Here is a 12,735-nt window from a genome sequence, read left to right on the forward strand (position 1 = left end):
CAGATAATACTTCTCGTACAACTCTTAATTTAAAACTTTCTTCATACATTATAAATCCTGTCATAAGTTTACTTTTTGTGTAAACCTATTTTAGGACAAGACAGGGTGACACCCTGAAGGGTGTCACCCTGTAATCACATCCATTTGACCATTATTAATTTATCCTCTCCCAAGTCATTAATTTTGTGTACTTTTGCAGCTCAAAATTTAAAATAATAATATGCTGACATTTAACGAATTGGGATTGTCGCCCAATTTACTCAAGGGCATCGACGCCCTCGGATTTACGAATCCAACCCCAATTCAGGAAAAAATAATACCTATCGTTTTCGAAACCGATAACGATATAGTAGGACTTGCTCAAACCGGCACGGGGAAAACTGCCGCATTCGGACTGCCTATCATCGAAGAGATTGACTTAAAAAACAAATCGGTGCAGTCCTTAATTTTAGCTCCTACACGCGAGCTTTGTATCCAAATTTCAAAAGATCTGGAAAATTATTCAAAATTCTTACCCGAAATAGAAATTGTACCTGTTTATGGCGGTGCAAGTATTGATCTGCAGGTTAGGGCACTTAAAAGAGGTGCTCAGATAGTTGTTGCTACTCCGGGTCGTATGCTTGATTTAATTAATCGTAAAGCTGCTAATCTCACCAATATAAAAATTGTTGTGCTCGACGAAGCCGACGAAATGCTGAACATGGGTTTTCGTGACGAATTAGATGGAATTCTGGAAAATACACCTAAAACAAAAAGAACCTTGCTGTTTTCGGCAACCATGCCCAATGAAGTTGCCCGTATCGCTAAAAACTACATGAACGAACCAATACAGATAACCGTTGGAAAACAAAATGCAGGCGCCGATAATGTACGTCACGTATATTACCAGGTACACGCGCGTAATCGTTATCTGGCCCTAAAACGTATTGCAGATATCAATCCTGATATTTATGGATTGGTTTTTTGCCGAACCCGAATGGAAACCAAGGAAGTTGCCGAAAAATTGATTAAAGACGGTTATAATGCCGATGCGCTGCATGGTGATCTTTCTCAAGCTCAGCGCGATCAGGTCATGGGACGTTTCAGGGAACGAACCTTACAAATGCTGGTTGCAACCGATGTTGCTGCCCGTGGAATAGATGTTAATGATATTACCCATGTATTGAATTATAATTTACCCGAAGAAAACGAAATATACACTCACAGAAGTGGACGAACAGGACGTGCAGGTAAATCAGGAGTCTCAATTGCCATTGTCAATTACCGTGAAATACATAAAATTCCTCACATCGAAAAACTAATTCAAAAGAAATTTGAAAGATTGCCGGTACCCAGCGGCCCTGAAATTTGCAACAAGCAACTCTTTAAATTAATTGACAAGATGGAAAATGTGGAAGTGGACGAGGTACAAATTGCCCCATTCATGGAAACCATTAATAAAAAACTGGAATGGTTAAGTAAAGAGCAGATTGTTCAACGATTTGTTTCACTTGAATTTACCCGTTTCCTCGAATACTATAAAAATGCACCCGATTTGAACGAGAAAGAAAATAGCAGAAGTGAGAGCCGAGGCAGCAGGGATGGTGGTGAGAGAAGATCAGGTGGAGAGCGAAGAGACAGGGGCGAACGTAGATCAGGCAGTGAAAGAAGAGAAGGAGGAGAAAGAAGATCAACCGGTGAGAGAAGAGAAGGTGGAGAAAGAAGGTCATTTCGTGAGCGGAAAGAAGGTACTGAAAGAAGATCAAGCATTGAAAGAAGAAAAGGTGCAGAAAGAAGAATTGGTAGTGATCGAAGAGACAGTCGAGATAAAAGGGATGAAGGTGGAAGTCGCGATCGATTCAAAAGCAAAAGCAAAGGTGGCTATTCCCGATTCTTCATTAATATCGGACGAAAAGATGGGATAGATCCTAAAAATATCATCGGCTTAATTAATGAGAATACTAAGGATCGTGATATTAAAGTAGGTGCCATCGACATCAAAGATAGCTTTTCATTTTTTGAAGTAGAAGAAAAGGCAAAAACAAAAATATTAAATTCTTTTCAAAACAGCAGATATAATGGCCGTCCTGTAAATGTTGAAGAAGCTGAAGAACTCGATCCAAGCAAACGTAAAAGAAAACGCAGTGAAGAATAAATGGTATTAACCCTCAGGGCAGAACCCTGAACCCTTGCTTTCGGAGTAGAACCCCGAGGAATTCAACCAAACTTCTCTTCCGCCGTAGCGAACGCGAAGGAGGATTAAAATTCGAAAATAAAACGTCGAATCCGTTTTTTTTCGAAGAATGATAGGTTTTTAAAATAGGCTAAACTTTAAAAAAGTTTAGCCTATTTTTGTTTTTTACATTATATTTGGGTTATACATGAATATCAAACATGAAAACAAACATTTTCTTCAATTCTCAAAAAAATAAGATCACCGGAATTACCATGTCAATTATCCTATTCATTTTATTATTGCTAAAGATAATTTTTTAGAGTTGCAATCAACTTTTGACAGATCCCTTTCTTTTTATGAATATTTATCTCTGATTTAGATCTTTTTTGCCCTTACAGGATTTTAAAAATAATTAAGGCATAAGCTATAAAACGAATAAATCTGAATAATGCCCATCCCAAATAACTCTTAAAACTGTAGTTTATCAGACCACTTGCCATGCTCACCAATGAATGTGGAATAGGCGTAATTGCTCCGATTACAATAAAAAAGCCACCCCATTTTCTAATTTTAATAATATGTTTCTCGATCTTCTGCTCGGTATAATTTTTAACCGAAGGAATTAGATATAGATATTTTCCTATAAAATAAGAGATGATTCCGGATAGATATGAAATAGTTGCCAAAATGAATATAAACAACCATGGTGTAGCCGACTTAGAACTCCAAGCAATAAAAATTTCAGGAGGCAACAATCCTAAAAGACTCTCAGAAAATAGAAAAACCGTAAAAATTATTTGAGGGGTATAGTTTGATACCAATGTATTTAGTAATACCTGAATATCGATAAAAAAATATTCAAGTGCTATGATAACCCCAACAAATATGAGAACAATCAAACCCGACTTATACGCAGTATCTTTTAAAAATTTATAAAATAGTGTTATTCGGTAATATCGATGCAAGGCCATCGCTTTTTGATATTTAGTCATTTTATAATAAGCTGTTAAAAATAATATTGATTAAATAGAATAATAGATAAGAATTTAAACTTGTTAAGTAATGCATGGATTTAAATCTGTGCAGATAACACTAAAAAAGTACAGAATTTTAACTAAATTTTGGCGGTTGCCAAACTATGCCTGAAGAATGATGAATTATTATAAATCTCTTTGTGATATATGACTGATACATTAATTCTGTAAAAGGGCAAATTCCTGAATTATTATTTATTTGATCATCATTTTCATTATCGATATCGGATTTAAACCCTGGATCCGGATTATCCGTAGTCTCCATCACTTCTATAAATGACAATGCTGTGTGATGGCTGATAAATGCAGCAGTACTGAAATAAATCAGCATTAAAAAAACGATCTTAAACAATAATATTTTATGAATTTTCATCTTGCCGTAAAAGTAATACAACATTTACGACTTAATGAAAATAAAATGTTAATTATTGTTATAAAAAAACTATTATTTTTGCCAACTTATACTCAGAAAATCATCACTAAATAGTTATAATGAATGGTGTTTACTGAAATTGCTTAAATTTGACAGTGATAATTCAAACCCAATTTCAAGAGATGTAATACTGCTATAATAATTTCTTTACTTTTTAGGGCACCCTATTTATTGCATTATAATTAGGTCACATGATTTAAATATCCAATGTGAAAACCAACATCTTCTTTAATGCCCAAAAAACTAAAATTACTGGACTAGTTTTAGTTGTTATCTTGATTCATATTTTGATCATTCGTTATATTCTTTTAAGAACCTTAGATATCCACCTATCGCTTTAAGTCTTAAGAAAAGTGTTGAAATATCGTTGTCGGATATTGAGCGATTGTATTTCAATTCCATAGAAACCGACTACCATCTATAAATTACGATATGTATTTTAATACATAACGTATTCATTATCAATTTATAATCATTACAAATTAAGTTCCTTCTTCTTCTTTTTTGAATATAATCAGTTACCTTTATATAGCTAAATTTTATATTCATGGAAGCTATTAATAGTAGAAGAGATTTTTTAAAAAATCTCGCCATTGGAGGTGGTGGAGTCGTCATTCTCGGACAGTATCATTTTCTCTTCGCCAACGAAGCTAAAAATGGTATCTTGAAAGCCATTATCGTTGATTTTGACAAATGTGCAGGATGTCAAACATGTGAAACAGTTTGCTCCGCTTTTCATCATCCTGTCGAAATTGACGGAGAAATGATAAACGGACTGGGAAACCCAAAACTGGCAAATATTCAGGTGTATCATTACAATCCGGATATGGACATCCCAAGTGTTTGTGCTAATTGCCCTGATTCACCATGCGTTGAGAATTGTCCATCAACCCCTAATATTAATGGAAATAAAGCCATATATCGGGATAAAATAACACAGGCAATTCGCACAAATCATGAAATATGCATAAGCTGTGGAACTTGTGCTGACACTTGTAAAAATCAGCGGACAGGAGTTATAAAGATGAATGCACTTACGAATCATCCTGAGCATATTTGCGATCACTGCGGGGGCGATCCTCAATGTGCAAAATACTGCCCATACGGTGCACTATCATTTCAAGAAGTTGATATAGAAAAAACTTACTTCGGTATGTCACCAACCCAAATTGCCGAAGAATTATTTAAACGTTATTATACTGCTCAGGAGGTTATACATGGATAAGATTTTTGGACAATACGGTGTAATTCTGGATATAAATCTAAGCACCAATAAAATAGATAAAACCCAAATTAGTAAAAACGATCTGAAAAATTATTTGGGTGGACGTGGTTTAGGAATGAAAATTCTTTGGGATCGAATCAAAAAACCCGGACTTGATCCTTTATCACCTGAAAACATCATCATGTTTATGCCGGGGCCATTTAGTGGATTGCCTATCCCCTCTTCATCGCGTACAACCATTGTCACAAAATCGCCACGAACTTCGCCCATCAATAAAAAACACAAACATTCTTCTACGATTTCATATGCAAATATGGGAGGTTTCTTCGGCCCCGAAGTGAAGTTTGCAGGTTACGACGGAATTGTAGTGACGGGAAAAGCAAATTCCCCTGTTTTTATCTTGATTGAAGATGATAAGGTTCAGATTAAAAGTGCTGAATCATATTGGGGTATGGGGACTGATAGCCTGGATAAAACCCTGATTGAAGAGTATGGTAAAAATTACCAGTCATGTTATATCGGTCAGGGTGGAGAAAATCTGGTTCCATATGCCAGTGTGTTAAATACGGCAGCCCGTGCAGCAGGACGCGGAGGCGTCGGAGCCGTTATGGGTTCAAAAAACCTGAAAGCCATCCTTGTCAAAGGAACCCAACAGCCAAATCTTGCCAAACATAAAATGTACCTCGATCTGCTTGAAAAAACCAGGACTGCTTTTCGTGAGGATGAAAATGGAGTAAACAGATGGCGTGCTGGTGGAACAGCAGATGCACTTGAAAGCTCTAGTAATAATGGCACCATGGCAGTAAAAAATTATCGCGAAGGTACCTTTAAAGAAATTGAAAAGATCAATACCAAGGCCGCCCGTACTCAAATATGGAAACGTGATTTTGCATGTTTCTCCTGTCAGTTGGCATGTAAAAAAAGTGGTTTTGCCAAAGGAGCTTATGGAGGTATTGTGCATGATGGTCCGGAATATGAAACCGGAACCATGCTTGGTGCCAATTTATTGATTTCAGATTTAGAAGGACTTAATAAGATGATTTTTATCTGTGATGATTATGGAATCGATATTATTACCGCAGGTTGCGTACTAGGATTTTTAATGGAATGCAGGGAAAAAGGCCTGATCGATCTTGACTTTTTAGATGGAGTGGATTTGACCTGGGGCAATGTGGATGCCTCCATTGAGATGATCCACAAAATAGTGAATAGAGATGGTGTTGGCAAATGGGCGGCTATGGGAGTAAAAGCATTAGCCAAACGTATCGGACAAGGTTCCGAAGAATTTGCGATTCACGTAAAGGGTCATGAGTTGGCTGCATGGAACGTAAACACCAATGCCAGTAGCATGATGATAACCTACGGAACTGCAAATCGTGGAGCGTGTCATTTAAATAGTTCTAGCCCGAGTCGACAAAATACGAATGCCTTGCGCGATTCATTAGGTGCATGCAGTTTTGCCGGAAGCTGGTATAAAGGCGATATCTCTTATCGCAAGTTTATAGAAGCCATAACCGGTGCCGAACAGAGTGATGATGAGTTTAATCTTATTGGGGAAAGGATATTTAACCTTGAAAAGATGTTTAATTTACGCGAAGGCTTTGATGATAAGGATGATCACTTACCCGAACGATTTTTCAAAGATGCGCATACTTATGGTAAAGGTGAAGGCAAATTAGCTACCCACGAGGATTTTACCAAATGGATTGAAGCTTATTATGCCGAACGTGGATGGGATATTAAAACCAGCAAACCAAAAACCGAAAAACTATCGCAGTTAGGATTGGAGTTTACACTTCAGAGCTAAATAAAAGTTCCTGAAATAAATTTAACCTGACAAATAACTTATCTCCTTTATTAGCAGGAATAATTAACTTTTTTTTAAAAGAGTAATCAAGACATAAAGTTATTTGACAACTTATCGGATAAAAAGCATAGAACATATATCCGATATAGAGTTAAGTCTAAACTAAGGTCTAATAAATATTCTATTCTTAAAAAAGTCATATCTTTATATCTCTATATTTTATATTAATCTATTATTCCGGAGGAATCATTATGTCTAAAAAAAATTATGCGTTCATTTTAATGATCATTTTTGTTATTGCAGGCTGTAGTAGTGAAAAAAAGGGAATCGAAAATTCTCTTGCAAGTATCACCATAGATGACATGAAGAATCATATTGCCACTCTCGCTTCTGACGACTTTATGGGTAGGGCACCTGCAAGCATTGGAGAAGAAAAAACCATTAATTATATGGCTGAAGAATTTAAAAAAATTGGATTAAAACCAGCCAATGGCAACAGTTATTTCCAGGAAGTTCCGCTAATAAAAATCACTGCTAATTCGCCCATGACCCTTGATATAAGTGGAGGAAAGCAAAATATGAACCTGACATTTTCAGATGATTTTATCGGTGGAACTCCTCAAATAAGTGAATTTGTTCAACTCGACAATTCTGAAATCATTTTTGTTGGTTATGGGATCAATGCACCTGAAAACAACTGGAACGATTATGAAGGACTTGATGTAAAAGGAAAAACAGTGCTGATGCTTGTTAATGATCCAGGATATGCAACTGAAGATAACAATCTGTTTGATGGCAAATCAATGACAATCTATGGTCGCTGGACCTATAAATTTGATGAAGCTGCCCGTCAGGGAGCAAGTGCTGCCATCATTATTCACGAAACGGGGGCAGCTGCCTATCCTTGGGCCGTAGTGCAAAATAGTTGGTCGGGGTCCCAATTATATCTTGAAGGCAACGATCTTTCCAAATCTGATCTTCAATTACAAAGCTGGATAACCACAGAAAATGCACAAAAACTATTCGAATCTGCAGGCATGGATTATAATCAAATGATTGCCTCTGCTGCAAAGCCCGGATTCAGACCAATCAAAATGAATTTGAATGCATCAGTTAGTTTCAAAAATAAGGTAGAATATACAAAATCAAACAATGTGGCTGCAATCTGGCCCGGAAATAAGCAAAGCGATGAATATATTATTTACACCGCTCATTGGGATCATTTTGGGGTAAACCCCGATTTTGAAGGTGATTCTATATTAAATGGTGCTGTTGATAACGCAACAGGAACGGCTTCTTTACTAAGCATTGCTGAAGCCTTTACAAAACTTTCTGATGTCCAGAACCGATCCATTCTTTTTCTGGCAGTTACCTGCGAGGAACAAGGACTGCTAGGCAGTAAATTTTATGCTGAAAATCCACTCTATCCCTTAAATAAAACAGCAGCCATAATCAATATAGATGCGCTCAATATTTTAGGAAGAACCAAAGATATGACCATTGTGGGTATGGGTAACTCAAAACTTGATGATTATGCAGTCGCAGTTTTAGAAAAAAATCAACGCTATGCTACTCCTGACCCCAAACCCGAACAAGGAAGTTATTTCCGTTCCGATCACTTCAGTTTTGCGAAAGTGGGCGTACCTTCTTTATACCTTTCAAAAGGAGTTGATGATGTTGAACATGGAAAAGAATGGGGACTCGAGGAATCAAGAAAATGGCTGATGGCCAATTATCATAAACCATCCGATAACTATGAACCGGAAATATGGAATTTTAATGGCATGATCGAAGATGTTAAAGTATATTTTGAAGTTGGTTATAACTTGAGTATGACCAATGAATTTCCTGAATGGAATGCTGCTTCTCCTTTTAAATCCCTTCGGGATAAAATGATGAAAAAATAATTTTAAATATCTGATTTAGAACTGTTAAAATCAGTGCTGAAAGATATTTAATTTAAAGTGTATGATAATCGAATTACTCAGAAATAATTTACATCCTAAAGATGAATTTTTCGATGCACGGAAGTGCAAAAAGTAATGTGTCAAACTAGCGAAACAGCTGCTCGGTGTCGACCAACGAATCTGTGGCATTTGTGTTTCTGTTTGCCCGATTGGGAAAAAAGAATCAAAGAATAATGATTATGCTTTCCGATAAACTAAATGGGATTAAAACTACATTTCGTTCACTCCGATACCGAAATTACCGGCTATTTTTTTATGGGCAAAGCATCTCGCTTATCGGAACTTGGATACAACGGATCACTACTCCCTGGCTGGTTTATGAATTGACAGGATCGGCATTTATGCTTGGTCTGGTTGGATTTGCCGGACAAATTCCTACTTTTTTAATTGCACCATTCGCAGGGGTTCTGACGGATCGGTGGAACCGCTATCATATTCTGATCATCACTCAAATTGCGGCCATGATTCAGGCGTTAATTTTGGCTATTCTTTACATTTCAGGAAGCATCGAGGTTTGGCACATTGTTGTTCTCAGTATATTTCTTGGAATTATCAATGCATTCGATATTCCATCCAGGCAGTCGTTTGTTATTGAGATGATCGAAAAAAAAGAAGACCTGGGAAATGCAATTGCCCTCAATTCATCGATGTTTAATGGTGCACGTTTATTGGGTCCGTCTATAGCAGGTATTTTAATCGCCTTTGCCGGCGAAGGTATTTGCTTTTTCCTGAACGCTTTCAGTTATATTTTTGTGATTGCATCACTGCTGATGATGAAGGTAGCTCCCAGAAAAGTAGAGTATGAGAATAAACGGGTCCTTAAACAATTTAAGGAAGGATTTGCCTACACTTTTGGGTTTGCCCCCATTAAATATATTATACTGCTGATTGCACTGGTTGGATTGATGGGAATGCCTTATACAGTGCTCATGCCTGTTTTTGCTAAAACCATACTTAATGGTGGATCACACACTTTTGGATTTTTAATGGGAGCTTCAGGCTTAGGTGCATTAACAGGAGCACTTTATCTGGCTTCCCGTAAAAATGTATTGGGACTTGACAAAATCATACCTATCGCTGCTGCAATTTTCGGTTTGGGACTCATTTTATTTGCTTTATCGACCTATTTCCTTCTATCCGCAGTTTTGATGGTGGTCATTGGATTGGGCATGATGCTTCAAATGGCCTCAAGCAATACCATTTTACAAACGATTGTTGACGATGATAAACGAGGCAGGGTACTCAGTTTTTATGCGATGGCATTTATGGGAACTGCTCCCTTCGGTAGCTTTTTAGCCGGTAGCTTAGCAGACAGTATCGGTGCTCCGGCTACTTTGGTAATCGGAGGTATTTCTTGTATTATCGGAGCTTATATTTTTGCCCGCAAACTCCCTGAACTTAAAGCGGTTGTGAGTCCGATTTATATCAATCTTGGTATTATCCCTGAAGGGTCATTGGGAGTTCAATCGGTGGTTGGATCAAATATTCCGGAAGAAAAATAAGATGAACTATTTTACCTTGCATCGAATAAATCAATCTTTCATAAAACAATCTCTAAGATTTAAGTTATGATTTAATATCCCAATTTAAAACAATTCCTAACTTTGGGTAAAAAACTCTTGCAGTCACACAGGTATAATAACTTTATAATAAATTAGAAGCCATTATTAAATTTAGTTATCATGAAAACTTCATACTTAAAAATTTTAGTTATTCATTCAGCCATACTCCTTCCACATCTAGGAGTTGCTCAAAATGTTTATAAAGAAAAATTCGCCCATACTTTTTCGATAGTGGCACGTGATAAAACAACCGGTGAGATGGCTGTTGGGGTCCAGAGTCATTGGTTTTCGGTTGGCACTTTGGTATCCTGGGGCAAATCAGGGGTGGGTGTTGTAGCAACTCAATCATTCGTCAACCCGGCTTTTGGACCTGAAGGCTTAAAATTGATGGAAGAAGGAAAAAATGCGAAAGATGCCCTGGTTACATTGATTGCAGGGGACGTAGGAAGAGAATTCCGGCAAGTGGCCTTACTTGATGCAAAAGGGGTTGTAAATGCTTTTACCGGAAAAAAATGTGTCGAATCTGCACATCATATCGTTGGAACCAATTTTTCAGTTCAAGCCAACATGATGCTGAACGATAAGATCGTACCGGCAATGGCTAAAGCTTTCGAAAAAAATAATGATTTGCCACTTGCCGAAAGGGTATTGAAAGTGCTACAGGCTGCGCAAGATGCGGGAGGCGATATCAGGGGAAAACAATCGGCAGTGATCTTGGTAGTAAATGGAGAAAAAACCGATAAACCCTGGCTTGATAAAAAAATTGATCTACGTGTGGACGACCACGAAACTCCATTGATCGAACTTGAGCGCCTTTTAAGGGTACACAGGGCTTATGAACACATGAACCGAGGCGATTTGGCGATAGAATTAAACGACATGAAAACGGCGCTTACAGAATATGAGGCTGCCGAAAAAATGTTCCCTGAAAACCTTGAAATGAAATACTGGAAAGCCATTGCCATGGCCAATAACAATCAACTCGATAAGGCACTTCCAATTTTCAAAGAAATATTCGCTAAAGATAAAAACTGGAGGGAAATGACCAAAAGACTGCCGAAAGCAGGTTTATTGAATTTATCTGAAAGTGACTTAAAAAAAATCATAGATTTATAGTAAATTTTAAAAAAGACAACCTGATTATCAAACAAACCATTAAATAATGAAAACGACATTAATCACATTAATTACCATTATCACCTTCTTATCAGTTTCCTGTAATTATCAAACCGATAAAAAAAGTAATGACTTATTTGAAGCCAGAGAATTGTTCCCTGAGCCAGCCAGACCAGCCGGGCAAACAGATGTTATTGAACTTAAATGCGATCCGATTGATACGGTTCGTATCGCGTTTATCGGATTAGGAATGAGGGGTTCAGGATCTGTAAAACGATTTACCTATCTCGATCATGTAAAAATAGTGGCTCTGTGTGATGTTGTACCTGAAAATGTTGAAAGAAGCCAACAAACTTTAAGGGATAAAGGTTGGCCGGAAGCTGATGGATATACCGGAGCTGAAGATTGGAAAAAGATTTGTGAAAGGGACGATATTGATTTGATTTATGTTTGTACGCATTGGGATTTACATACTCCCATTGCCGTTTATGCCATGGAACACGGCAAGCATGTGGCAACTGAAGTTCCGGCGGCACTTACCATCGAAGATTGCTGGAAACTGGTTGAAACTGCTGAAAGAACCCGTAAACACTGCATGCAGCTTGAAAATTGCAATTACGACTTTTTCGAAATTGCTACCCTTAATATGGCGCAACAAGGTTTATTCGGCGAAGTGGTCCATAGCGAAGGGGCTTATATTCACGACTTACGTTGGTTGAATTTTGACGACAGCACCGGTTACTGGGATATGTGGCGCTTGAAACATCTGGAAAAAACTGATGGCAACACTTACCCTACCCATGGATTGGGTCCGATCAGTCATATCATGAATATTCACCGTGGAGATAAAATGAATCACATCGTTTCCATGTCGAGCAACCAATTTGGCATGAGTATTTATGCTAAAGAAAAATTTGGCGAAGATTCGGATTATGCAAAAAGGACTTATAAAAAAGGTGATATCAACACTTCTCTTATCAAAACTGCCAAAGGAAAAACCATTATGTTGCAACATGATGTAACCAGCCCGAGACCCTATAGTCGTTTACATACAGTTAGCGGAACCAAAGGTTTCGCTCAAAAATATCCGGTTAAAGGAATAGCATTAGAACCCAATGCACATGCTTTCTTGCCTCCGGATAAACTGGATTCTCTTTTAAAAGTATATACACACCCGATTGTGGCTGATATTCAGGAAAAAGCAAAAGAAGTTGGTGGCCATGGAGGTATGGATTTTATTATGGATTATCGTTTAATTTATTGTTTAAAAAATGGACTTCCGCTTGATCAGGATGTTTACGATGCAGCTGAATGGTCGTCTATTATTGAACTTTCAAAAGTATCGGTTGAAAATCAGAGCATGCCTATTAAAATTCCTGATTTTACAAGAGGGGCCTGGAAAAAAGTGAATACGGTGACCTATTATAAAAATTAAA

The 12,735-nt window shown here is 37.4% G+C and carries 9 protein-coding genes; 7 read left to right on the forward strand and 2 right to left on the reverse strand.

Going from position 1 to position 12,735, the window contains the following annotated elements; genetic code table 11:
- Positions 1 to 220: 220 nt before the first annotated feature.
- A complete protein-coding gene (locus KKG99_13800) occupies positions 221 to 2,134 on the forward strand; it encodes a DEAD/DEAH box helicase (protein MBU1014068.1) in 1,914 nt (637 codons plus the stop codon).
- A 413-nt stretch (positions 2,135 to 2,547) separates the two neighbouring features.
- On the opposite strand, the gene KKG99_13805 is transcribed toward KKG99_13800, so the two are convergent.
- A complete protein-coding gene (locus tag KKG99_13805) occupies positions 2,548 to 3,126 on the reverse strand; it encodes a VTT domain-containing protein (GenBank protein ID MBU1014069.1) in 579 nt (192 codons plus the stop codon).
- Positions 3,127 to 3,265: 139 nt separating this feature from the next.
- On the reverse strand, positions 3,266 to 3,562 hold the full coding sequence (locus tag KKG99_13810; protein ID MBU1014070.1) for a hypothetical protein: 297 nt from the start codon (positions 3,560 to 3,562) through the stop codon (positions 3,266 to 3,268).
- 607 nt (positions 3,563 to 4,169) lie between these two features.
- On the opposite strand from KKG99_13810, the gene KKG99_13815 reads away from it, so the two are divergent.
- The 6 genes from KKG99_13815 to KKG99_13840 all read left to right on the forward strand — a co-directional run bounded on the left by KKG99_13815 (position 4,170) and on the right by KKG99_13840 (position 12,734).
- Positions 4,170 to 4,847, forward strand: coding sequence for a 4Fe-4S dicluster domain-containing protein (locus tag KKG99_13815; GenBank protein MBU1014071.1), 678 nt, complete (start codon positions 4,170 to 4,172; stop codon positions 4,845 to 4,847).
- Positions 4,840 to 6,654, forward strand: a complete 1,815-nt coding sequence (locus KKG99_13820; protein MBU1014072.1) for an aldehyde ferredoxin oxidoreductase family protein — start codon at positions 4,840 to 4,842, stop codon at positions 6,652 to 6,654. The genes KKG99_13815 and KKG99_13820 overlap by 8 nt, the downstream gene beginning before the upstream one ends.
- Before the next feature lie 251 nt (positions 6,655 to 6,905).
- A complete protein-coding gene (locus tag KKG99_13825) occupies positions 6,906 to 8,561 on the forward strand; it encodes a M28 family peptidase (GenBank protein MBU1014073.1) in 1,656 nt (551 codons plus the stop codon).
- A gap of 239 nt (positions 8,562 to 8,800) precedes the next feature.
- Complete coding sequence (locus KKG99_13830) at positions 8,801 to 10,123, forward strand: MFS transporter (GenBank protein MBU1014074.1); 1,323 nt, start codon at positions 8,801 to 8,803, stop codon at positions 10,121 to 10,123.
- Positions 10,124 to 10,303: 180 nt separating this feature from the next.
- Entirely contained in the window at positions 10,304 to 11,299 is a 996-nt protein-coding gene (locus KKG99_13835; GenBank protein MBU1014075.1) for a DUF1028 domain-containing protein, read from the forward strand.
- 46 nt (positions 11,300 to 11,345) lie between these two features.
- Positions 11,346 to 12,734 carry a Gfo/Idh/MocA family oxidoreductase gene (locus KKG99_13840; protein MBU1014076.1) on the forward strand — a complete coding sequence of 463 codons (1,389 nt, stop codon included), beginning with the start codon at positions 11,346 to 11,348 and terminating at the stop codon, positions 12,732 to 12,734.
- Position 12,735: the final 1 nt, after the last annotated feature.

The organism is Bacteroidota bacterium (genome assembly GCA_018816945.1).
Taxonomy (GTDB): Bacteria; Bacteroidota; Bacteroidia; order Bacteroidales.